Source organism: uncultured Mailhella sp., from assembly GCF_905187505.1.
GTDB lineage: Bacteria > Desulfobacterota > Desulfovibrionia > Desulfovibrionales > Desulfovibrionaceae > Mailhella.
In genome coordinates this window covers 1-23,932 of sequence record NZ_CAJJIC010000030.1, presented here as the reverse complement: position 1 = coordinate 23,932, position 23,932 = coordinate 1, and the positions used below count along the sequence as shown (strand labels likewise).

General features: G+C 60.0%; 18 protein-coding genes and 1 riboswitch. Of the genes, 8 read left to right on the top strand and 10 right to left on the bottom strand.

All coding sequences use genetic code 11. The annotated features are described in order from the left end of the window. Positions 1 to 263 precede the first annotated feature (263 nt). The 4 genes from QZZ60_RS04795 to QZZ60_RS04780 all read right to left on the bottom strand — a co-directional run bounded on the left by QZZ60_RS04795 (position 264) and on the right by QZZ60_RS04780 (position 5,025). On the bottom strand, positions 264 to 1,109 hold the full coding sequence (locus tag QZZ60_RS04795) for an amidohydrolase family protein (protein WP_295638583.1): 846 nt from the start codon (positions 1,107 to 1,109) through the stop codon (positions 264 to 266). A gap of 189 nt (positions 1,110 to 1,298) precedes the next feature. Further along, a complete protein-coding gene (locus QZZ60_RS04790; protein ID WP_295638580.1) occupies positions 1,299 to 2,687 on the bottom strand; it encodes an SLC13 family permease in 1,389 nt (462 codons plus the stop codon). Positions 2,688 to 2,702: 15 nt separating this feature from the next. Continuing rightward, the gene (locus tag QZZ60_RS04785; RefSeq protein WP_295638578.1) at positions 2,703 to 3,533 is read right to left on the bottom strand and encodes an amidohydrolase family protein; all 831 of its coding nucleotides are present in this window, start codon (positions 3,531 to 3,533) and stop codon (positions 2,703 to 2,705) included. Positions 3,534 to 3,564: 31 nt separating this feature from the next. Continuing rightward, positions 3,565 to 5,025: an SLC13 family permease gene (locus QZZ60_RS04780; protein WP_295638575.1), complete on the bottom strand. Its 1,461-nt coding sequence runs from the start codon at positions 5,023 to 5,025 to the stop codon at positions 3,565 to 3,567. A 152-nt stretch (positions 5,026 to 5,177) separates the two neighbouring features. Between QZZ60_RS04780 and QZZ60_RS04775 the strand changes: the two genes are divergently transcribed. After that, positions 5,178 to 6,128, top strand: a complete 951-nt coding sequence (locus tag QZZ60_RS04775) for a LysR family transcriptional regulator (RefSeq protein WP_295638572.1) — start codon at positions 5,178 to 5,180, stop codon at positions 6,126 to 6,128. A gap of 74 nt (positions 6,129 to 6,202) precedes the next feature. Next, complete coding sequence (locus tag QZZ60_RS04770) at positions 6,203 to 7,192, top strand: glycosyltransferase (protein ID WP_295638569.1); 990 nt, start codon at positions 6,203 to 6,205, stop codon at positions 7,190 to 7,192. 185 nt (positions 7,193 to 7,377) lie between these two features. On the opposite strand, the gene ribB is transcribed toward QZZ60_RS04770, so the two are convergent. Beyond that, a complete protein-coding gene (gene ribB / locus QZZ60_RS04765; RefSeq protein WP_295638567.1) occupies positions 7,378 to 8,031 on the bottom strand; it encodes a 3,4-dihydroxy-2-butanone-4-phosphate synthase in 654 nt (217 codons plus the stop codon). 89 nt (positions 8,032 to 8,120) lie between these two features. Continuing rightward, positions 8,121 to 8,265, bottom strand: a riboswitch (FMN riboswitch). A gap of 231 nt (positions 8,266 to 8,496) precedes the next feature. Between ribB and tyrS the strand changes: the two genes are divergently transcribed. From tyrS to clpB, 5 genes are all read left to right on the top strand, one after another. Beyond that, on the top strand, positions 8,497 to 9,693 hold the full coding sequence (gene tyrS, locus QZZ60_RS04760; protein WP_295638564.1) for a tyrosine--tRNA ligase: 1,197 nt from the start codon (positions 8,497 to 8,499) through the stop codon (positions 9,691 to 9,693). 6 nt (positions 9,694 to 9,699) lie between these two features. Further along, a complete protein-coding gene (locus QZZ60_RS04755) occupies positions 9,700 to 10,059 on the top strand; it encodes a hypothetical protein (RefSeq protein ID WP_295638561.1) in 360 nt (119 codons plus the stop codon). Positions 10,060 to 10,640: 581 nt separating this feature from the next. Then, positions 10,641 to 11,573: a DnaJ C-terminal domain-containing protein gene (locus QZZ60_RS04750; protein WP_295638558.1), complete on the top strand. Its 933-nt coding sequence runs from the start codon at positions 10,641 to 10,643 to the stop codon at positions 11,571 to 11,573. A gap of 28 nt (positions 11,574 to 11,601) precedes the next feature. Beyond that, positions 11,602 to 11,910, top strand: coding sequence for a chaperone modulator CbpM (locus tag QZZ60_RS04745; protein ID WP_295638555.1), 309 nt, complete (start codon positions 11,602 to 11,604; stop codon positions 11,908 to 11,910). 219 nt (positions 11,911 to 12,129) lie between these two features. After that, positions 12,130 to 14,754 carry an ATP-dependent chaperone ClpB gene (gene clpB / locus QZZ60_RS04740; protein WP_295638552.1) on the top strand — a complete coding sequence of 875 codons (2,625 nt, stop codon included), beginning with the start codon at positions 12,130 to 12,132 and terminating at the stop codon, positions 14,752 to 14,754. Positions 14,755 to 15,031: 277 nt separating this feature from the next. Here the strand turns inward: clpB and QZZ60_RS04735 are convergent, their stop codons facing one another. The 4 genes from QZZ60_RS04735 to QZZ60_RS04720 all read right to left on the bottom strand — a co-directional run bounded on the left by QZZ60_RS04735 (position 15,032) and on the right by QZZ60_RS04720 (position 20,500). Further along, on the bottom strand, positions 15,032 to 18,088 hold the full coding sequence (locus QZZ60_RS04735) for a hypothetical protein (protein ID WP_295638549.1): 3,057 nt from the start codon (positions 18,086 to 18,088) through the stop codon (positions 15,032 to 15,034). Positions 18,089 to 18,668: 580 nt separating this feature from the next. After that, entirely contained in the window at positions 18,669 to 19,226 is a 558-nt protein-coding gene (locus QZZ60_RS04730; RefSeq protein ID WP_295638546.1) for a Fe-S-containing hydro-lyase, read from the bottom strand. Between the two features lie 10 nt (positions 19,227 to 19,236). Next, positions 19,237 to 20,082, bottom strand: a complete 846-nt coding sequence (locus QZZ60_RS04725) for a fumarate hydratase (RefSeq protein WP_295638543.1) — start codon at positions 20,080 to 20,082, stop codon at positions 19,237 to 19,239. 172 nt (positions 20,083 to 20,254) lie between these two features. After that, a complete protein-coding gene (locus QZZ60_RS04720) occupies positions 20,255 to 20,500 on the bottom strand; it encodes a TM1266 family iron-only hydrogenase system putative regulator (protein ID WP_295638540.1) in 246 nt (81 codons plus the stop codon). A 475-nt stretch (positions 20,501 to 20,975) separates the two neighbouring features. Between QZZ60_RS04720 and hydG the strand changes: the two genes are divergently transcribed. Next, entirely contained in the window at positions 20,976 to 22,394 is a 1,419-nt protein-coding gene (gene hydG, locus QZZ60_RS04715) for a [FeFe] hydrogenase H-cluster radical SAM maturase HydG (protein ID WP_295638537.1), read from the top strand. A 416-nt stretch (positions 22,395 to 22,810) separates the two neighbouring features. Here hydG and QZZ60_RS04710 read toward each other — a convergent pair whose 3' ends face one another. After that, complete coding sequence (locus QZZ60_RS04710; RefSeq protein WP_295638534.1) at positions 22,811 to 23,839, bottom strand: metallophosphoesterase; 1,029 nt, start codon at positions 23,837 to 23,839, stop codon at positions 22,811 to 22,813. Positions 23,840 to 23,932: the final 93 nt, after the last annotated feature.

Here is a 23,932-nt window from a genome sequence, read left to right as displayed (position 1 = left end):
TCAACGAGGCTTTGAACTTCGGCGCCCGGCGTTTTTCAAGATGCCGGGCGCTTTTTCGTTGGTGAGAAATACTGCCGGGTGGCTCAAGAACGGGCTGCGCCGGCCTTGAGCGTCCATTTTTCGTTGCGCCTTCACGGAGAAGTGCAATGAAGGAGGGCGCAGGCGTGTCGGCGCGCGCCTGCGGGAAGGCGCGTTTCTGCTTTCAATGCAGAAAAAGCCGTCGGCTTTTTAGTCGGCGGCTTTTTTTTCAGGAAGAGAAGGGACTATGCGTTCAGACCGAAGAAGGTCTCGGCGTTTTTGTGCATGATGTTTTCCACCACTTCGGGGCGAAGCTTTTCAAGATACATGGCCACGGAGCTTTCCACGTCCACGCAGGGGTAGGCGGAGCCGTAGAGAATCTTGTCGCGCAGCATGTAGTTGGCCGCTTCGATGTAGGACTGAGCTCCTGCGGCATGAAGAGCGTAGATGTCGGGCGAGAGGTACACGTTGGGATGACGGAACGCCAGCCAGACGGCGGCTTCAACCCAGGGCCAGCAGGCATGGCAGAGCGCCATTTTCAGATCGGGGAAGGCGTCGGCCACGTTGCCGGCATGAATGGGCTTGCAGAACTCGTCCGTGGGACCGTGGAATCCGCCGAAGGAAATGAGCAGCGGAATGTGGTTCTTTTCGCAGAACTCATAGGTGGGAAAGAGGCTCTTGTCGTCCATCATGACGCCGTGATAGCCGGGTTCCATGAAGGCCGTGACGCAGGGGCCGTCGAGCACGTAGTTCTGCAGGGTGTCCAGCGTTTCTTTGCTGCTGTCGGGATGGATGCCGCAGGCTCCGAGAAAACGGTCGGGATAGGCCTTGAGAAGGTCCAGAAGAGCGTCGTTTTCATAGCCGTTCGCATTCCTGCGGATGGAGACGACACCGGTCATCTCTCCTGCCCGGTCCATTTCCTCGAACAGCTTTTCCATGGATGCCTCGCGCATGGAATCGGAAAGGTTCATGCCGAAGTTCTTGTAGAAGTTCTTGAGGGCAAAGGGATTGTCCAGCTCCATGTCGAATATGTTGCCCTTGCCGACGTAGGGCTTGAAGGGAGGACGCATGCGGACATCGATGATTTTCATGAGAGACTCCTTGCGTGGGAGCGGAGAACACCGTTCCGTTGAACGTGAAGGCGGGATGCTTGTGTCGGAGCAGAAGGCGCTTCGTCATGAAGCATTCCGTTCGTGCCGGCGGGATTTGGCGCCGGTTCCGTAGAAAAGGGAAGGGGCGTCCGGGCCGACAGGGGGAAAGCCCGGAACGCCCCGCAGGGGTCATATGAGGCCGGTCATGTACCAGAAGGGCAGCACCAGCACCCAGAACAGGACGAAGGTGATGACCATTTTGATGACGTTGTATTTCATGAAGTCCTTCATGGTCATGACGCCGAAGCCGTAGAGCACCAGAAGATAGGCGTTTTCGTAGGGGAAGAAGACCATGTCGTTGGCAAAGAACATGCACATGAAGGGCAGCAGGGGATAGGAGATGCCGAGTCCCGTGCCGAGCGCGGCCAGAGGGCCGGGGAACATTCCCTGCATGGCGGAGGGCGTCATGAGGATGTTCATGATGATGCCGAAGATGATGCACAGGAACAGGAAGAGGGGAATGGGACATCCGTGAAGCATGGGCGTGACGTAGGTGCTGATGGCGGGACCTATGTTCACGGCCGCGCCCACGCCGCCTATGCTCATGCACGAGGCGATGAAGACGATGAATCCGAAGTTGACGTTGTCCAGTGACTTTTTCTTTGTTGCCACGTCTATGCCGGGCAGGAAGAACAGCATGGGGATGATGATGAAGCCGTAGTTGATGTCCAGCTTGTGCCAGGGCTGGGCGATGATGTAGGCGAAGAGCAGAACGGTAAGGACTATGGCCTTCTTTTCCCTGCCCGTGAGTCTGCCGAGCTTTGCGTATTCCTCCTCGAAGTACTGCGCGCCGCCCTTGAGCTCCCTTGCGGGCTTGTAGATCTTGTAGAAGACGAAAACGATGATGAACTGCGTGACGATGAAGGGCAGGTTGTAGACGGTGAGCGTCCACCAGGTCATCTCGAAGTCCTTGACCACCATCTGCACGCCGCCGCCCCACAGACCGACGGTGACGGGACTGTAGATGAAGTTGAGGGCCGCCGTGGACACGATCTGTGCCACGATCATGATGAGTATGCCCTCCTTGGTGTTCTCCAGCCTGAGGGCCTTGACCACGCCGTAGCAGAGCACGATGGTCACCATCCAGCCGTTGGTGAAGGAAACGAGCATGACCACGAGTCCCGCCACCATGAGCGCCATGAGCAGCTTGAGCAGACTGCCGCGGCACTTCGTTCCGGCCCAGAGCACGATGCGGTTCAAAAGTCCGCTTTCATCGAGCGCGTTGGCAAAGATCATGCCGCCCACGATCATGAACATCATGAAGTTGCCCGACCATATGCCGAGGGCCGTCTGGGTGGGCACGGTGCCGGTGATCACGTAGGCCACGGGCAAAAGCAGGCCGACCAGCATGTTGGGCAGCAGCTCGAACGCCGCAAGAAAGATGACGAAGATGGTGGAGACCAGAAATTCCCTCATGGGAACGGTAAAGGTCTCGCCGGCGGGAATGCACTGTATGCCGAGGGGCAGCAGGATGGTGGCGAGCCACTTCATCCAGGTAAAGACGGACGTGTTGGCCATGTGTGCTCTCCAGAATTACAGACCCAGGAAACGGGCCGCGTTTTCGCCCATGACGAGCGGTTTCACCTCATCGCGCAGCTGCTTGAGATAGCCTTCCTTCGCGCCCTTGAGCGGCATGATGGGATAGGCGGAAGAGAAGATGACGCGCTCGCGCAGAAGATAGTTGGCGGCCATGGCGTATTCGTCCATGCCGGGCGAACGGAGCATGTAGAAGTCGGGGGCGAGGTACACGTTGCGGCGGTTCAGGGCTATCTGGCACACTTCCGAAACATAGGGCCAGCCGCCGTGCATGAGGGCGATGTTCAGGCGGGGGAAGGCGGCGGCCACGTCGTCGATGAGCTCGGGCGCGTAGTAGCGCAGGGAGCGGGTCATGATGCCGCCGAAGGTGAACACCAGGGGAATGCGCTGCTCCTGGCAGTAGTCGTACAGCGGGAAGGCCCAGGCGGAGTTCACGAACCAGGGCGTCTTGTCCTGACCGGGTTCCATGACGATGCCGGTGCATGTGCCGTTCACGACGAAGCGTTCCGTTTCGGCTATGGCGGCGGGAATGTCGTGAACGTCGATGCCCGCAAGACCGATGATTCTGTCGGGATGCTGCGCAATGAGCTCTTCCAGATCTTCGTTCCTGCCGTCCGTGGCCTTGCGGACGGGCACGACCAGCTTGTCGATGCCCGCTTCATCGGCTTCTTCAAGCAGCAGAGGCATGGAGTACTGACGGGCGGAGGCGGATACGGGAGCGTCCACGCGAAGCATGCTTTCGCTGTTCAGGTGTTCAAGGGTTTCTGCAGTGAAAAAGTTGTTCTTATAGGCGGCGAAGGGCGCGCGTACGCGAAAGTCAATGACCATGATGTTTTCTCCTCGGATGGGAAGATTGTTTTTAGAGTCCTATGATGGCCGAGACCAGAGGCAGACCGAGAACGAGCATGCAGAAAATGGCCGCCACGCAGCCGGATATTCCGGCCTTGAAGGCGCGGCGCATGCCGACCCATTCTCCGTTGGCAAAGGAAAGCGCGCCCACGGTGGAAGCGGCGGGCGTGGCGTAGGCGGCGCCTGCCGCAAGGAGCATGAGGATGGAAAAGCCGACGGGGTTGATGCCCGTGCTCTGTCCGAGGTTCCAGATGATGGGCACGGCGATGAGCACGATGGTCACGTTGTGGGTGAACTGCGTCATCACGTTGATGAAGATCATGAATCCGATGAGGAAGAGGAGAATGCTGCCGTCGCTGACGAAGCTCTGGAGAATGTCGCTGAGCACGCGGCTGAGTCCCGCGCCGTCGCTGCTGAGCGCTGCGGAAACGGGCATGGATGCGGCCAGCATCCATATGACGTTCCAGTTGATGCCGGAGGAGCAGTCGTGAAAGTCGAACACCGGTTCGCCGTCCACGCGTATGAAGGAAAGCACGCCGAGTATGACCACCATGGCCACCACCATGTTGAACTTGCCGAAAAACGCGGCGGCCGCGGAGCCTGCGGGCAGGACGTTGGGCAGGAACATGACGATGAGGAAGATGACGAGGGCCGCGGCGGCGATGCCCTGCTTTCTGCCGACGCGTATCTGCGCGCTCATGGAATCGAGATATTCCGGCGTGAGGCTGGCGAGATGGGAGATGTCGGGGCGGAAGACGAATCGCACGATGAGGGTATAGAGCAGCAGCGTGGCGATGCTTACCGGCATGGCAATGGCGATGAGACTGAGATTGTCGATGACGGCCGCGCCCCCGGAGATGTCGGCAAGGGCGGTGATGCCCATGAGGTTCTGACCGGCCCAGGGCTTGCAGGCAAAGGAAAGCACGCCCGCCATGTAGACGCCCGCCAGCAGATAGGCGGGATAGTTGTCGCCCTGCTTCATGTCGATGTCGCGGAACATGGAATAGAGTATGCCCGCAATGAGGAAGGCCGCGGGAACGCCGTCCACAAGAAAGCCGATGATGAGCGTGCCCGTGAGGACGGAGGCGGTGAACAGCCAGGGATGACCGGCAAAGATGCGACGGCTCAGGCACCATTTGGCCATGACGGTGTTGATGCCGCTCTTGTCGCAGTAGGTCGTGAAGGCAAGGACGAAAATGGTGAACAGTACCGCCGGGTTGCTGAACGCGCTGCCGATGATCTTGCCGGGATCGGCGTAGCCCGTGAAGCCGAGCGCCACCAGACATATCATGCTGGGCCAGGCGAATCCGATGAAGGTCCACCCGTAAAGCATTCCGAGAAAGACGCCGAGAATGTTCATGCCCATGGCGGTGATGCCGACGGGCGGAAGAAAGCCGGTTCCGAAGGTGAGAAGAAAGAAGATGACGATGTGCAGGATGTGCCTGAAGTCATCGTTTGAAGGCTGTTTCATGGCGTTTCTCCTGTGATGATGTCGCGGGGCGCCGAGAGTTCTCACACGCTCCTTTCATGATACCGGCATACAGGATGGCGCCTCTTGTGTATAATTTCTTTTTTTATAAGTTGGCTATAAATTTTTTTATAACTGATTTGAGCCGGAGTCTCATGCGTCTGGAACAGCTTCAATATTTCGTTCAGGTCGTGGAGTCGCACTCCTTCAACAAGGCGGCGCAGAAGCTGAACATCACGCAGCCTGCGCTGACCAACGCCATCCGCTCTCTGGAAGAGGAGCTGGGCGTGCAGCTTCTTGTGCGCAGCCGCAGAGGCTGCGTTCCCACGGCCTGGGGGGTGCGCATTTATGAGGACTGCAAAAGTCTCTTGGCCGAGCTGGCGGCAAAGATAGCGTCGTGGAAAAAGCCGGATACGGGGGAGGGCGAGCCGGTGTTCGTGCCCGTGGTGGCCATACCTTCGGCCTGCAACTATCTGACCGAGCACGTGTTTTCTTCCATGAAACAGGCGATTCCGCTGGTGGACGTGGTGCTTCACGAAGCCGTGGTGTACGAGCTCAGTTCGTTTTTGCAGCAGGGCAAGGCACATGTGGGGGTCACCGCCTTTTCGGAAGGCGAGGCGGAAACGCTCATCATGCAGTACAGGGAAATGGGCTTTGTCAGCGAGCCTCTCATGGAAGACGAGTATTATGTCTTCATTTCCAGCCGTCACCCCCTGGCCAGCAAGGCGAGTCTGACCGTGCAGGACTGCTCCACGCTCAAGCTGGCCACCTATTCCAATCAGATGCTCGAAAGAAATCAGCTTTTTCAGAAAAAGATTTTCGAGGTCATCGGCATGACGCAATATGTCTATGTGAACAGTCGGGAGAACATCATGCAGATGGTGGCGCAGAACAAGGCGGCGGGATGCTTTCTGCACAGAATGTCCGCCTACAGCTGGTATGTGACCAACGGGCTCATTCGCGCGCTTCCCGTCGAAGGGATGCATCTCATGCCTTCCTCGCATTATCTGATTCATCTGGAGAGCTCCGCGCTCAGTCCTGCGGAGAGGCAGGTGGTGGATTTCATACGCCGGCACTACGGAGACGGCGCCGGGACGTCGTCTTGACGGAAGATGGACGGCAGGCCATAGTATGATTTTGAAGAAAAGTTTTTTCGGCGATCGGCCGAGAGGTGAGCATCATGGAGCATACGGAAGTCGGCGTCATCATTCTGACGTACAATGACTGGAAGAATACGCTGGAATGTCTTGCCTGCGTGCATGCCCAGAGCGGGCTGCCCCGTCGCATCGTGGTATGCGACAACGGCTCCGACAACGAGGTGGCCGACCGCATTCTGGAAGAGTGGAGCAAGCTTGCCGCAAGAAACGGCCTGCCCGGGCCCGTGGAGGTCTACGGTTCCGATTCTTCCGCAGCACAGATGGTCCTGCTTCGACGGGAGGAGCCGGAAAGCATAGGCGGAGCCATGAACGCGGGCATGCGTTTTCTTCTGTACGACAGGGACTGTCATGCCTTCTGGCTGCTGCGCAACGACGCGAGACCTGAATCCTTCGCACTGGCGGCCCTTCTGCGGCATCTGGACGATGAAGACGCCGGAAAGCCCATAGGCATGGTGGGATCCACGCAGCTCGTCAAGGATTCCGACGTGCTGGAATGTGCCGCGGGCGGACGCTGGAGCCGCTGGACCGGGGATCAGATTCCCCTGGACAAGGGCCTCGAGCGGCACGGGCTGTCCGACAGAAAGGAGATCGCATCCCGGCTGGACTACGTTTCCGACGCCTCCTGTCTCATCACGCGGGCCATGGCCGAGGACATAGGCCTCTTTGACGAGCGCTTCATCGGCTTTTACGAAGATGTGGAATACGGCCTGCGAGCCAGAAAGGCCGGCTATGCCCTGAACTGGGCTCCCGGAGCCATGGTGCGGCGCATGGACTGCTCCACGGCAGGACTTACGCCTTTTCTGAGCGTGACCGACGATCCTGAGCTTGCGCCGCGCGACGACATGAACTTCATCCGGGCACGCTTCTATCTTCTCAGACGGGCGCACCCCTTCGCGCTGCCCTTCATGCTGCTTGCGCTGCCGTTTTCGTGGCGGACCTTCCGTTCCCGCAAAGGCCGTTTCTTCATGGTCATGCGCGCGGCGCTGGACGGCGCTGCGGGGCGCATGAGATAGGACGAAACGAGGAGAAAGCGGCTCCGGCGTCTCTTCCTTTCTGTCGGGCATGATGGCCGGGCCCTCTTTGCCGTGCACAGGAAAGAGGCGGAGAGAAGCGGGGCGCGCGCATGATTTTCATGAAAAAAGCCCCCGGCTGCAGAGAAGCAGCCGGGGGCTTTTTCGGTCATGGGAGAAAAGAAGGGCTATTTGCCGCCTTCCATTTCCATGCGGTACTGGGCCACGTCGTCCACGGTGGCAAGGGGCATGTTGTGAGCGCGGGCAAATTCCGCAACTTCAGGCAGCCGGGCCATGGTGCCGTTTTCCAGGGTGAGCTCGCACAGAACGCCTGCCGGGGCGAAGCCGGCCATGCGGCACAGATCCACGGTCACTTCAGTGTGGCCGCGGCGTTCCAGAACCCCGTTGGGCTTGGCGCGCAGGGGGAACACGTGGCCGGGACGGTTCAGGTCGGCGGGTTTGGCGTCGGGAGCAATGGCGGCCTTGACTGTGGTGACGCGGTCGGCGGCGGAAACGCCGGTGGTCACGCCGTTTGCGGCCTCTATGGTCACGGTGAAGGCGGTATGATTCTTGTTGGTGTTGTTCTGCACCATGGGGGGCAGATCAAGAGCGTTGGCCTTTTCGTCGGTCAGGCAGAGACAGACGATGCCGCTGCACTCGCGGATGAGCAGAGCCATCTGCGCGGGCGTGAGCGTTTCGGCGGCGTAGATGAGGTCGCCTTCGTTTTCGCGGTCTTCGTCATCGACGATGAGCACGCCGTTGCCGCTTTTGAGGGAGGCAATGGCACGTTCGACACGTTCGCGGGGAGTTCCGAAGGATTCAAGGATGGAAAGCTGACGCATGACAAACTCCTTTTGGAGAATATCCGGCATCAGGGCGGCATGAGGCGCTGGGAGAGAGGAGAGGGGGTGCCTTCGCAGGAAGGCCTGGGATCCATTCTCTTTCGTCCGGACTGTTACCGTCGGCTCCGGAATTGCACCGGATCTGCGAATCTTCCCGTGAAGCTTCGCCCGCGGGCTTCCGGCACTGGCCGGATCACCGCCGGTGGGGACTTTCACCCCGCCCTGAGAAATATGAGTTATCTTTAATCCGTTCTTTCATGGTGTCAAGAGGCAAAGGCGACGGGAAGGCATATCCTTGCACAAAAAAAGACGTCCCTGCGCGGAGGGGGGGGGGAACCGGGGCCTGCCGTTGACAGAGCCGCCCAACCCTGAGAGAATGCCTGCCTGCCCGCATTTCCGGCACCTGTCCGGCAGGGCGGAAACCTTTATCATTCAGCGCCGCTACCCGGCAGGAGCAATACAGAGATGACCATTGACGAACAGGTGAAGATCATACGTCGCGGCATTGTGGACCTTGTGAGCGAAGAGGACCTTCGCAAGAAGCTTTCCCGCGACAAGCCTTTGAACATCAAGGTCGGTTTCGACCCCACCGCGCCCGACCTGCATCTCGGACATACCGTGGTCATCCACAAGATGCGTCAGTTCCAGGAACTGGGGCACAACGTCACCTTCCTCATCGGCGACTTCACCGGCCGCATCGGCGACCCTTCGGGCAAGTCCAAGACCCGTCCTCCGCTCACCGAGGAAGACGTGAGGAGAAACGCCGAAACCTACAAGGAACAGGTGTTCAAGATTCTCTATCCTGAAAAGACGGCCGTGAAGTTCAACTCCGAGTGGGGCGACAGGCTCACTCCCGCCGACTTCCTCCGCCTCATGTCGAACTGCACCGTGGCGCGCATGATGGAACGCGACGACTTTGCCAAGCGCTACCGCGAGAACTCGCCCATCGCCATTCATGAGTTCATGTATCCGCTGCTTCAGGCCTACGACTCCGTCATGCTGCATACCGACGTGGAAATGGGCGGCACCGACCAGATATTCAACCTGCTCATGGGACGTACGCTTCAGGGACACTACGGCATGGAATCCCAGTGCGCGCTGACCATGCCTCTTCTTGTGGGACTCGACGGCGAACGCAAGATGTCCAAGTCCTACGGCAACTACATAGGCGTCATGGAATCGCCCTCCGACCAGTTCGGCAAGGCCATGTCCATTTCCGACGAGCTCATGTGGAACTGGTACGAGCTCATTTCCGTGAAGTCTCTTGAAGAGATCGCCGACATGAAGGCCCGCGTGGAAGCCGGTTCCCTCCATCCCAAGCTGGTGAAGGAAGAGCTCGCCATGGAAATCGTGGCCCGCTACCACGGCGAGGAGGCCGCCCGCGCCGCCCGTGAGGAGTTCAACAACGTGTTCAGAAAGGGCGGCATTCCCGAAGACGCCATCACCTGGACCGTGAACTCGGCCGAGGACGACTGCTCGCCCGTGGCCATTCTTGCCGCCACCGGCCTTGTGCCTTCCCGCGGCGAAGCCAAGCGCAAGATTGCCGCCGGTTCCCTCAAGGTGAACGGTGAAAAGCTTACCGACGGACTCACCGCTCTGCCTGCCGGAGAATATACGCTCAAGTACGGCAAGAAGGGCTTTGTCGTCCTTACCGTGAAGTAGGCCGCCATGATCGACATCAAGCCCGAACCTTTCGGACGCTGCGGAAGCGATCGCTGCCCCGGACGCTGCCCTTACCGTGATCCTGAACTCATGACCCCGGAAGGCCGCGCCGCGCTGCTCGACGCCCGTCGCCCGGCCGAAGGAGAGCCCTGGCCCGCCAAGGTGGTGCACGTGACGTGCCAGCCGGAAGAGACGATGGTGGACGTGCCCCGGGTGAAGGCCAAGAACGTGGGCATTCTGCTGGCAACGCTGGGTCTTCGTCAGGGAACGGCCATCGTGGCCTGCGGGGACACGCTGCTTACCCCGGACACGCCGCTGTATCCGAATCAGCGCATTCTGGTCAGAAAGGTGATGAGCAGCGGCTAGGCTTCTGTCCGTAAAGGCACGGCGCGTCCTTGCAGGCACGGGAACGTTTTTCACGTCTGTAAGGAGGCCTTGAAAGCGTGCCTTTCCGACTTCGGCGTATCGGCATTCTGAAGAACAGTCATGGACCCGTGCGGGCGATGTTTCGCCTGCACGGGTCTTTTCCTTTAATAAGGACGACGGTTCCGGGAGAGGATGGGATTGTGCCGGGAAAAGGCCTTTCAGAGAAAACGGGAGAAGACGTCGTCTTCTTTCGGGGTGAAAAAAATATTTCTTCCCGCATGGTTGACTGATGCGCGCGGAAAAGCTGCGGGCAGGGGATGGGGCGGGACATCCGGTCGATCTTCTGTGCCCGGAAAAGGGCGCTCCGGTGAACTCGGGAGGGAAAACTCCGGTCGATTCCGGCCCCGCGGGACGGTCGTTTTTTCGTTCCCGGACTGGCCGCGGCGCCCTGACTTTTGCGTCCCTGCCGAAAAATTTTCCGCTTTCTTGCTGAAATAAGAGACAATTCCTCTTGACTGGCCTAAGCTTGTGCTTATCTGAATGTCGATGCGGAAAAATGATGCATCACAGGAGACAATGATATGGGTGTGGCTTACAAGGATTACTACAAGTTGCTGGGCGTGGAGCGTTCGGCATCTAAGGACGAAATCTCCAAGGCTTACAAGAAGCTCGCCCGCAAGTATCATCCCGACCTGAATCCCGGCGACAAAAACGCCGAGGAGAAGTTCAAGGAAATCAACGAAGCCTACGAAGTCCTCAAGGACGATGAAAAGCGTCGCATGTACGATCAGCTCGGCTCCGACTGGAAGGACGGGCAGCAGTTCACCGGCGGCCCGGGCTTCGAGAATTTCCACTTCAATTTCAATGGAGCGCAGGGAGGCTTCAGCGGCATGAACAGCGACTTTTTTGAAGCGTTGTTCGGTCAGATGGGCCGCGGCGGCTTCGGCGGACAGAGCGGAGGCGATCCCTTCGGTTCGTTCGGCGGCAGCTACAGCCGGCGCTCGCGCCGCGGTTCCGACGTTGAGGCCGAAATCGAGATCACGCTGGAAGAAGCCCGCAGGGGCGGAACCAAGCAGGTCACGCTTTCCGGCGCAGGAGAGTCGAGCAATCTGCAGATAACCATTCCTGCCGGCATACGCGACGGAGGCAAGCTCCGTCTGCGCGGCAAGGGCAATCCCGGCAATCCTGCCGGCGACCTTTATCTGACCGTCCGCTACGCGAAGCATCCCGTGTTCCGTGTGGACGGGCTGGATGTGACCTGCGACGTGACGTTGCAGCCCTGGGAAGCCGTGTTCGGAACGAAGAAAAGGGTGCCCACGCTGGACGGCGAGGTGGAATTGAACATTCCCGCCGGCAGTTCCAGCGGCCGCCGGCTGCGTATCCGCGGACGCGGACTTGGTCCGGCCACGGGGCGCGGCGACGAGTATGTGACCGTTGCCATCAGCGTTCCGAAACCGGAAGATCTGAATGAAGAACAGCTGAAACTGTGGAAGGCGCTTGCCGGTCAGAAGTAAGCTGCCGGAGTGATATAAGAGGTGGGATATGGCGATTAAAACAGTAACCGCGTGCTCTCCCGCAGCCTCTGCGCTTGTTGCCTGGACCGAATTTCTGGAACAGACGGGCACGCCGGTGGAACGTGTCCGGGAGCTCATGGAACTTGGCTGGCTGGAACCGGCTAGCCGGGCCACCCATGCCGTCTTTTTCCGCCGTTCCGATATTTATCGTACCAGAAAGCTGACGCGACTGTGTGAGGACTTCGAGATGCCCTGCGTGGCAGGAACCATCATCGTGGATCTTCTGGACCGCATAGCGGATCTGGAAACGCGCCTGAGAGAGCTGGAACGCCGTTAGCGTTCCGGCCCGGAGAAGGCGCGGGAAAGTTCGGGAAGCTGCTCCCCCGAACGAATGACTTTCGAGCAAATCAACGGTTCCGGCCGGGCCGGAACCGATTTCTGAAGTGCGGAAGGCAGTGGCCTCATGGCCATGCCTGTGAAGGGTACGGACCGTGAGGTCGCCCGGTTCACGGCGCGCGTTGCCGTGGCAGCTGCACTCCGCAGGGAGGATTTTTCCATGGATATGAACAGACTGACCGTGAAGGCGCAGGAGGCTTTCGGCGAGGCTCAGAACATCGCCCTCATGCGCAATCATCAGGAAGTGGACGTCGAGCACCTCGCCCTTGCCCTCGTCAGGCAGAAGGACGGGCTCGTGCCCGGCATACTCGGCCGCATGAACGCGAAGCCCGAGGTCATAGCCGCCGAACTGGAACAGGCTCTCGACAAGAAGCCTTCCGTCACCGGTTCCGGCGTCGATCAGCAGACCATACGCATCACGCAGCGTCTGGCCCGTGCTCTGGCCCAGTCCGAAGAACTGGCCCGTCGTCTGAAGGACGAATACATCAGCGTGGAGCACATCTTTGCCCAGCTCATCGAAGCGGGCGGAGCCATGGGCGACATCTGCCGCAGGAACGGCATCGATCAGGAGAAGTTCCTGCGCGCCACCGCCGAAGTGCGCGGCGGCCAGCGCGTGACTTCCGCCAGCCCCGAGGACACCTACGAGGCGCTTTCCAAGTACGGACGCGATCTTGTGGAGGCCGCGGGCAAGGGCAAGCTCGATCCCGTCATCGGACGTGATCAGGAGATACGCCGCACGATCCGCATTCTGTCCCGCCGCACGAAGAACAACCCTGTTCTCATCGGTGAGGCGGGCGTCGGCAAGACCGCCATCGTGGAAGGTCTTGCCCACCGCATCGTGAAGGGCGACGTGCCCGAAGGCTTGAAGAACAAGAAGCTCATCGCCCTCGACATGGGCGCGCTCATCGCGGGCGCCAAGTACCGCGGCGAGTTCGAGGAACGTCTGAAGGCTGTGCTCAACGAAGTGCAGCGTGCGGAAGGCCGCATCATCCTGTTCATCGATGAGCTGCACACCATCGTGGGTGCGGGCAAGACCGACGGCGCCATGGACGCGAGCAACCTGCTCAAGCCCATGCTGGCCAGAGGCGAGCTGCACTGCATAGGCGCAACCACCATCGACGAGTACCGCAAGTACATCGAAAAGGATCCGGCTCTTGAGCGTCGTTTCCAGCCCGTGCTGGTGGACGAACCCAATACCGAGGATGCCATTTCCATCCTGCGCGGCCTGAAGGAGCGCTTTGAAGTGCATCATGGCGTGCGCATCAGCGATTCCGCCATCGTGGAAGCCGTGGTGCTCTCGCAGCGCTACATTTCCGACCGTCAGCTCCCGGACAAGGCCATCGACATCATCGATGAAGCCGCGGCCATGATCCGTACGGAAATAGACTCGCTGCCTTCCGAGCTCGATGAAATCAACCGCAAGGTCATGCAGCTTGAGATCGAACGCGAGGCTCTGCGCCGCGAAACCGACGACGCCTCCCGCGAACGTCTGCAGAAGCTGGAAAACGAGCTCGCCGACCTGCGCGGCACGCAGACTACGCTGCGCACCCGCTGGGAAGAGGAAAAGAAGACCATCAACGGCGTGCGCAAGCTCAAGGAAGAAATCGAGCAGACCCGCCATCAGATCGAAGAGGCGGAACGCTCCTACGACCTGGCCAAGGCCTCGCAGCTCAAGTACGCCACGCTCCCCGAGCTTGAGAAGAAGCTCAAGGAGACCGAAGAGAAGGCCGCGGCCGAGGGCGACGGCAAGGAAACGCGTCTGCTGCGCGAGGAAGTGGGCCCGGACGACGTGGCCGACATCGTGGCGCGCTGGACCGGCATTCCCGTCACCCGTCTGCTGCAGTCGGAACGCGAAAAGCTGCTGGAACTGCCCGCGCGACTCCATGAGCGCGTGATCGGTCAGGACGAGGCCGTGCAGGCCGTGTCCGACGCCGTGCTGAGGGCCCGCGCCGGTCTTTCCGACCCGCATCGTCCTCTCGGTTCCTTCATCTTCCTCGGCCCCACCGGCGTGGGCAAGACGGAACTGTGCAAGGCCCTTGCCGAAGCCCTGTTCGACACCGAGGACAACATGGTTCGTCTCGACATGAGCGAATACATGGAGAAGTTCTCGGTATCCCGCCTCATCGGTTCGCCGCCAGGATATGTCGGTTATGAGGAAGGCGGCCAGCTCACCGAGGCCGTGCGCCGCAAGCCCTACAGCGTGGTGCTGTTCGATGAGGTGGAAAAGGCTCATCCCGACGTGTTCAACACGCTCCTGCAGCTTCTGGACGACGGCCGTCTGACCGACAGCCAGGGCCGCACCGTGGACTTCCGCAACACCATCATCATCATGACGTCCAACATCGGTTCTCCCATCATGCTGGACGGCATCGACGAGAAGGGCGAGTTCAAGCCCGGCGTGCGCGACGCGGTCATGAACGAACTCAAGAAGTTCTTCCGTCCCGAGTTCCTGAACCGCGTGGATGAAACCGTGATGTTCTATCCTCTGCGCTCCGATCAGATCGGCGCCATCGTCGATCTGCAGATCAAGAGCCTGCAGAAGAGACTCGACGAGCGCAAGATCACCCTTGAGCTCACCGACGACGCCCGCAACTTCATTGCGGAAACGGCCTATGATCCCGCCTACGGCGCGCGTCCGCTCAAGCGCTGGATCCAGCACAATCTGGAAACCTCGCTGGCGAAGGCCGTCATCAGCGGAGAGATTCGCGACGGCTGGAAGGTCCGCGTGGTCGTCGACAGAACCGAGGACGGCGGCACCCTGAGATTCGAGAGAGCGGAAGGGTAAGACCGACCGGAAATCACGAAGCGGAAGCATGGTTTCATGCTCCGCTGCGGGAGCTGATGTTCATTTGACTCCCGCAAAGATGCGTCTTGTCCGCCTGTGCGGACGGCGCAGCTTCCGAAGGCGTGTGCCTTCGGAAGCCATGAGTTAAAAGCCGTTCCTCTGCCGGAACGGCCGACGAAAGCCCGCCATGTCCCTATCGGCATGGCGGGCTTTTTGGCATGTGCACGAAAAATCCCTCCCGTACGGATGCGCGGGAGGGATTTTTCGTGCGTCGGAACTATCGGGCAGATGATCGACCTGCCTGGCGCCTGACTTCGAAGCTTGAGCAGTGTCTTGCTATGGTATTGATGTAGTCCTCATGATTGTCCAGATAGAAGGAAAGGGCGCGGGAAAAATTCAGGCCGAGCATGCCGTCCACAAAGAGCTGACAGACCTCCTGCACGTTGAGCAGAATGCCCTGAAAACGCCCCAGAACAACGCGCTCCTCACGCGTCATCTCCCGGAGCATGGCGAGAAGCGTCTGCTGCGCGCAGGGCTGATAGTACCAGAAGTACATGAGGTCCAGCGCGTTGATGATGCTTTCCACCTGCAGGGCGCGGGCCTTTTCCTGACTGGTGAAGCGTATGAACTCCCTGGGCTGGGCAAGCAGCGCCAGCACGTCCTTGTCGGGAAAGGCGAGTTCGAGCCGGGTGTAGCAGTCGAAGAGCTGCTTGAGCTTGGTGCGGTAGTCCCAGGCCCGCAGACGGTAGTTGTTGCGCCTGTCGGCCGTGGATTCTATGATGCCCGCCACGGTGTCGGAAGCGAACTTCGATACGATGGCCGCCGCGGGAATGAGTATCTGTTCCGGCGGCATGCTGACGATGAGCGGAAACACGGCGTAGAGCACGGAGTTGTAGAGCATGGCCACGGGAATGGCCAGCACGCTGCGGAAGAAATTGCCGATGACGGCGGTGCGGGGAAAGCCTCGGTAGATGTTGTGCGAGGAAATGTAGATGCCGTTGGCCAGGGCGATGATGGAAAACACCAGAAGAGAGGCGTTCTCCACAGTAAGTCCGAGTACCCGGCTGAGCAGCAGGTTTCGCGTGACCCCTTCCAGCAGAATGACGGAAATGCCGGTATACATGAGCGAGTCGCACACACGGGACCAGTTCACGAACTTTTTCCACGACAGCAGCATGTTCTTGCGCACGCCGCCCCCGGCGATGACGGCCTGTATGACGTTGCGCACGCCGGTGATGCCGAACCATATGGGCGCGCCGAACCATGCCAGAACCCACCACTCCTGGGTGTTCAGGAAGGTAAGCAGCGCGGGAATGAAGCCGAAGAGCACCTTGAGCACGTTGGAAAACGTGGTGTTCAGGTAGGCGCGGCCGACGCTTTTTTCCTGTTCGGCGATTTTTTCCCTGTGATCCACGGCCAGTCCGTTGGATTTTTCCACGGTGATGCCGCCCATGGTGATGATGTTGCCGGGCTGTTCTATGCGCACGTCGTCATACAGAGGCTCCCACTCCCTGCTGCGGCTCATGCCGCAGGTGATGAGCCCGAGCGTGCGGCGCAGCCATGAGGCGAGGGGCGAGGCGTGTCCCTGGGGATGGTACTCTTCCCGATAGCCGAGCTGCATGCGCAGAGGAAGCGTGACGGAACTTATGTACTTGCTGCCCTTCTTCAGGCGTTTTCGTGCGGAACCGGGCAGAGTCTCCGGCACGGCCAGTCCCATGCCGTAGCGGTTGCCGAGATGGCTTGTGGAGTCCGTGCCCATGTGGCTGGCCAGAGGCGCGTACTTGTAGAGCGCCTGAAGCGCGGGAATGTCTGCAAGGATGGCCCGGAACTTTTCGCAGCGCGCCTGCGTGTCGGGACAGCATTCGCAGTCGAATTTCTGCAGCATGCCGCGCAGCATTTTTTTGAGCAGCATGACGTCGCCCTTGTTGATGGCGACCTGAAGGTCGTTGATTTCCTTGAGGTGCGCCAGATTGCCGTCGTGCCATTCCTTCACGTTGAAGAGCTCCAGATGCGTGATGAAGCCCTGACCGTCCCAGAGTATTTCCAGCACGTCTTCCGCCGTGAGCCCGGCAAGCTGCAGCGTGATGCGGTAGCCGCTGCGCAGGGAGCTCAGCCTTTCGAGAAGCTGAGGCACGCTGAGACGCAGAAGTTCCGGGCGGTTGTCGTCCTCTGAGGTCGGAGGGTCTTCCGGCGAGGGGAGTTCCGGGTTGCATTCGGGATCAAGGCAGCTGTCATGGATGACGGAGGGCGTGAATTCATCCATGCGTCGTATGCGGCGCATGATTTCCGCGCGGCGGCTCTCGTCGGCTTCTTCCAGTTCCATGGTCAGCGCTTCGGTCTTTGCCTGAAACTTAGGCAGAAGCGCCTTGTGCGCAAATTCGGCAAGATGCAGAAGCGAGGGCTGGCCGTTTCCCACGAAGGCAAGAAAGGCCTTGGGATCCAGCGTGGTGACGGGAATGCCGAGATCCCGCGTGAGCGCCGGAGCGTATTTGCCGTTCCACAGGTCGAGCGTGGCCATCACGTGTCCGCGCAGCCACCAGGAGGCACGTCGCCCTTCATCCATGAACGTGCGCATGGGTTCGGAACTGAGGAATTCCAGAAAGTCCTCGACGTCGGAGAAGCCGCGCGGCGCCCATATGAAGTTGACGTATCTGCCCCGGAAGGAGGCGCGGAATTCAAGGCCGATGCGCACGGAAATGCCCATGATGGACGCCGCGCTCAGAAGTTCCCGGGCCACCTCGAGGTCCACATAGTTGTAGTATACCACGGTAAGATACCGTATGCCCTTCACCCACGCGTCCATGATGAGAAAGGTGGCGTTCTTCCGCCCTTTGGTGTTGGCGTCGTGAACATGATGGTCCATGGTGAGCTGGTTCCATTCTTCCGGCATTTCCATGAGATGGTGGCGGGTAAGAAATTCCCGAACGATGCGAGGATTGCCGGATACGGCCTTGCGGAAATCGTGGATGAGCCTGAGCTGCGCATCCTCATCATTGCGCGAGCGGATGATGGCCTTCATGATCTGTATGAGCACGCGTCCCGTGTTGTAGCGGAACGTGGTCTGGGCGCTGTGCAGCACTTCGTCGTGCAGCGTTCGCAGTGCGCCGAGGCGATCTTCCGCAGGACCGGCCTTGGTGAGACTGCCGAGAAGATTGATGACTGCCTGCGCCATGCGGAATTCATGGGAGGTGGAGAGATTGAGAATGCCGTGGGGATGGAGACGGGCATTGAATATTTTGTGCTCGAGATCGGAAGACGGACCGTAATCGATGATGCCGTTGATCATCTTCATGAGGGCCCGGTCCTGCCTGTCGAAAAAAAGCATGTCGGCCATGGGATTCCCGGAATAGAGCCCTGAGAGGGGAAAAGAATTATGACGATTCTGTCATATATAAGTTCATAAAATCTCATTCGTCAACAACAGGAACTTTTTTATGGCAGTTTCTTTATAATCTTGTGAAATGCATAATATGGTTCACAAGAGAAAGAAGTCTTTTGTGACAGGTTTGTTATAATCTTGTTCTTGTAAATCGCAGATGGAATAAATACACGTTTCAGAGCGTGTAGAGAAAAGGCGCGGCAGATGGAAAGACAAGCGGGGAACAAGGCACGGCGGATTTCGCCCTCCATGCCGCCCAAAGGGCGGGTCTTGTGAGTCGGCCGGGGAGCGGAGAAACGTGCGTTTTCCATGGTGCACGGAGAAACTTCGGAAAGGGCGGAACACGGGCTTTCGCGCTTGCGTCCATGCCGTGAGGGACGAAAGCGCGGAGGGAACGGCGCTTATCGCCTGGTTGACGGCGTGTCGGGGAATGTCGAGGGGGGCGGAAGTTCGGATGCCGGAGGCGGCCGGAACGAAGACATCCCCTCCCGAACTTGCTCGGAAGGGGATGTCCTCATGCGGGGAATGCGTTCTGTCAGATGCTCTGATAGGGCTTTCGTCCTTCTTCGTACAGGTCGCCGCCATGACAGTCGGCCACCACGGTCACGGGAAAGTTTTCCACGGTCATGACGGCCAGCGCCTCGGGGCCGAGTTCAGGCCAGGCAAGCACGGTATAGGAGGTGATGCAGCGGGAAATGAGCGCCGCGGCTCCGCCCGTGGCGGCGAAGTACACGCATACGTTGTCGCGTATGGCGTCCATGACGGCCTTCGAGCGGTTGCCCTTTCCTATCATGCCGGCAAGGCCGAGTTCCATGAGACGCGGGGCGTAGGCATCCATGCGGCCCGAGGTGGTGGGCCCGGCCGAACCTATGGGCCTTCCGGGCTTTGCGGGCGTGGGCCCCACATAGTAGATGATTTGTCCGGCCGGATCGAAGGGCAGGGAGTCTCCTCTTTCGAGGGCTTCGATCATGCGCTTGTGGGCTGCGTCGCGCGCGGCATAGACGGTGCCCGTGATGAAGACGAGGTCGCCTGCGCGCAGACTGCGGATGTCCTCGCGGGAAAGAGGCGTGGTCAGATGATGGGTGGCGGGCATGGCATGTTCCTCACAGCACGGCTTCGGCATGACGCGCGGCATTGCAGTTGATGTTGACGGCTACGGGCAGGCTGGCGATGTGCGTGGCGCAGAACTCCACGTTCACCTTGAAGGCCGTGACGCTGCCGCCGAGACCGGCAGGTCCGGTACCGAGCCGGTTCACGAGATCCAGAAGTTCGTCCTCCAGCTTTGCGTAGCGAGGGTCGGGGTTGCGGCTGTCCGCGTCTCTGGCACAGGCCTTCTTGGCGCAAAGACAGGCCGTTTCCATGTTGCCGCCGATGCCTACGCCGATGACCATGGGCGGGCAGGGGCTGGCTCCTGCGTGGCGCACGGTTTCCACCACGGCCTTTTTCACGCCTTCGATGCCGTCTGCGGGAACGAGCATGTGCAGCGCGCCCTTGTTTTCGCTGCCCGCGCCCTTGGGGGCGAGGCGCAGAGCGATGCGGTCGCCTTCGACGAGACGGACGTGGATGATGGCAGGGGTGTTGTCGCCCGTGTTTTTGCGCTCGAAGAGCGGTTCCGCCACCGAGGACTTGCGCAGATATCCTTCCGTGTAGCCCTTGGCGATGCCCTGATTGACGGCGTCCTCAAAAAGACCGCCGGTGATGTGCACGTCCTGTCCTATGTCGGCAAAGACCACGGCAAGCCCGGTGTCCTGACAGATGGGCACGTTTTCCGAGGCGGCTATGCCGGCGTTCTCGATGAGCTGGTCGAGAACGTCGCGTCCGGTGGGGGAAAGCTCGCATTCTCTGGCGTGGTGCATGGCGTCAAGCGTGGACTGCGGCAGGTGACAGCAGGCCTCCATGGCCAGTCTGGCCACGGTATCGCGTATGAGTTCGACGGAAATTTCTCTCATGTTGGCTCCTGGGACGTGAATTCGTCCCGACCATAGGCCTTTTTCCCGGGAAAATAAACCGAGCAAGAGCGGCGCATCCTCTTGCGGAGGCTCCTGCCCGTCGGAAAAAGGCATGAAAAAAGCCCGCCGCACATAAAGCCGGCGGGCGTGAAAAAACGGTTGTCCGAAATCGCTATTTGGTGATGACGGACTTGACGGACACGTGCTCGAGCTGGCCTATCTTGCCGGTCATGGCGGAGATGGCTTCATTGCTGCCGTCCACGGCGATGGAAATGATGGACACGCCCCTGTCGCGGTAGGGAATGCCCAGACGGCCGACGATGATGTCGGAATACTGATGAAGAATGGCGTTCAGGGCGGAGGAGGCCTCAAGATCTTCCACGATGATGCCGACAATGCCGAGGCGGTTTTCTTCCATGGTGTTTTCTCCTGTGAAAAGGCCTTCCTTCGGAAGGCGGAGCGATGACCGGGCTTTGGGAAAGGGATTTTCCCGGCGGGAGGGAGCCTTTCAGGAATGCCGGTTCTTGTCAAGGCATGGATGCCGCTGACAGGGAGAAAGGCTTCCTTGGACTGATGCCTGATTTTTCTTGCCTCACGCCGCAGAAAGCGTATGATGCCTCCAACTGACCGGCGGATTCATCTTCCGGAAAGTTCTGCCGCATGCATGCGGCCCTTGTTGCGGTATCCCGACTGTGAAGACGCGCCTCTTTGCCGTTCCGAGCAGAAAGGTCTGTGCTGTCCCCGTCTGTCTTCCGCCTTTGCGCGGCTCTTGTCGACTGCCGGGCGCCTTTCCTTGCGGGCAGGCGCCTTTTTTGTTTTGTGCGCCATGTTTAACGGCAATGTTGCCATGGCTGGCCGAGAGCCGGGGCGGACGTTTCCGCCGGGGGATGATCATGTACGATGTATGCTCGCTCGATTCCAACGAGTTCATCGATGATGCCGAGATTCTGGAGTCTCTGGAGGAGGGGAGGAAACGTGCCTCCGACAGGACCGAAGTTGAACGCATTTTGAACAGGGCCCGCGAATGCCGCGGGCTGACGCATCGCGAAGCGGCGGTGCTGCTCTTTGTGGACGATGAGGAAACGCTGAAGCGCATGTATGCGCTGGCCCGCGAGATCAAGGAGCGCATCTACGGGCGCCGCATCGTGATGTTCGCGCCTTTGTACCTTTCCGACTACTGCGTGAACAACTGCCGCTACTGCGGCTTTCACGCCAGCAATAAAACCGTGCGCCGCAAGCTTTCCCAGGAGGAGCTCCGTGAGGAGGTGCTGGCGCTGGAGGCGCTCGGGCACAAGCGCCTTCTTCTTGAGGCAGGCGAGGACGACCGCAACTGTCCCCTCGACTACATTCTCGAATGCATGCACACCATTTATTCCACGAAGCTGCGCAACGGCTCCATCCGCCGGGTGAACGTGGACATAGCCGCCACCACGGCGGAGAATTACCGCAGGCTCAAGGATGCCGGACTCGGCACCTACATTCTTTTTCAGGAAACCTACCACAAGCCCACCTATGAGTTCATGCACATGGGAGGTCCCAAGGCCAGCTATGAATGGCATACCGAGGCCATGGACCGTGGCATGCTCGAAGGCGGACTGGACGACGTGGGCATAGGAGCGCTTTTCGGCCTGTATGACTGGCATTATGAAGTGATGGGGCTGCTCATGCACGCGGAGCATCTTGAGGCCGTGGCCGGAGTGGGACCGCATACCATTTCCTTCCCCCGCCTGCTGCCCGCCGAAGGCGTGGACTATTCCGCCTACAGGCTGGTGAGCGACCGGGATTTCAAGCATCTCATCGCGGTCACGCGTCTGGCCGTGCCCTATACCGGCATGATACTCACCACCAGAGAGTCCGCCGAATTCCGTCGCGAGCTGCTCGACATAGGCATGTCCCAGATGAGCGCGGGGTCCTGCGTGGGCGTGGGAGGCTATGCTCATCCAGATCGGACGGTGCCCGGAGAGACGCCGCAGTTTCATCTTGCCGACGAGCGCAGGCCCGAGGACGTGCTCAAGGGCCTCGTGCGCGACGGATATCTGCCGAGCTTCTGCACGGCGTGCTACCGTTCCGGGCGCACGGGCGACCGCTTCATGCCTCTGGCCAAAAGCGGAGAAATAAGCAACTGCTGTCAGCCCAACGCCATGCTCACGTTTAAAGAGTATCTGCTTGATTATGCCGACGAAGAGCTGCGTACGCTCGGCGAGAGGATGATTGCCGATGAGCTTGCCGGCATCACCCGGGAGAGCCGCAGAAATCAGACGGCCCTTTATCTGAAAAGGCTGGAGGAAGGGGAACGCGATCTGCGTTTTTAGGCGGATGTCCGACGGCATTCGTCGCCGCACGACTGGTGGCGCCTCGGCACCGGCATGAACCTTGACGACGTTTTCGGACGGTATGCCGGAAGAACATGACAGTCATGAGTTTTCCTGCCTTCCGCGGCAGGAAAAGAATCGGACGGACGGGCAGCTCTTTTTTCTGGCAGGAGAGGAGCGCTTCGTCGGAGGGAGAACAGGTCCTTCTTCCGGCTCGCCCGCCCGGCTCGTCATGCCGCGCGCTTCTGCGGGAGGCGTTCATCCCCGCAGAAGCGCCGGACAAAAAAGCTCCCGGCAACGGGAGCTTTTTTGTCGTGGAAGAACGGCGTTCGGAACTTCCGGCAGGTGTGCCAGGACGTTGCGGCGCGGGCACTGCGTGCGGAGGCCGTCGGAACTTCAAGCCTGGCGGGGGGGCATCAGGGAAAGAAGATGCGCTTGGAACGGGCGGTGGCGTCCGCGTCCCTGCCCACCCACACGAAGCGGTCGTCCCGCAGGGCGCTGTCGCCGCGGTTCCAGCGATAGGCCACAAGCGGACCGCCCTTGACGGCGCTGAAGTCGAGACAGGCCACGGAGGGCGCGTACAGGCGGATGCCCTCTCCGGGGCTTCGCCAGTAGTGGCCGAAGAAGGTGGGGTATTCCACGGGAATGGCTTCCCATATGCCGGGTTCGGGTCTGGCGTCTTCGGGAAGGGCGGCAATGTCTTCCTCGCCCATGAGCGCCATGTCCCGGCAGGTCTCGCCCATGCCGAGCCACCATCTGACGCGTATGCGGTCCCGTTCGTTTCCGTCCTTGTCCTGAAAAACCGTATTCTCCGGCAGGGGAATTTCCGGGCCCTTGAGCAGCACGTCCACGGCCTGATATTCGCAGCTGGCCTTGTCGCGTCCGGCCCTCAGATAGCCGGCTTCGGTAAGGCGGGGCGCATCCTTGCGGCCGGTGAGCATGGCTTCGCCGCCGCATTCGCCGTTCAGCAGCGCGCGCATGGCCTCCGGCGACCAGCAGGCGTGCACCATGTGCAGACGGTTGCCGTCTCCGCCGAGATCGCCGAGCTCCAGCCACAGGGGCAGGGTGCGCATCCATTGAATCCATGGCTGATAGCAGCCCGCAAGCTGCTCCAGCGTGGCGGCGTGCTGGGCGGTGTGCTTTTCATTGTGACTGCGAAGGTACTGGCCCGGATGATCGGGATCGGAGGTGTTCCAGCATACGGCGTTGAACTCGTGATTGCCCATGAGGCATTCCGCGGAGCCGGCCTCGCGCATGTTGCGGACGATTTTCAGCGTTTCCAGAATCTGCGGCCCCCGGTCGATGTAGTCGCCGAGAAATATGACCATTCTGTCGGGATGTCTCCACACGCCCCCGTTCTTTTCGTAGCCGAGGCGGGAGAGAAGGGCTTCCAGCCTGTCCGCACATCCGTGTATGTCACCTATCACGTCATAACCATTCAGCATAATCAGCTCCAGATGCCGTCGGGACAGAGCAGGAATACCCTTGAGAAATGCCGCTGTCCCGGTATGAACTTCAGCTTAGCACAAGTGTCGGGG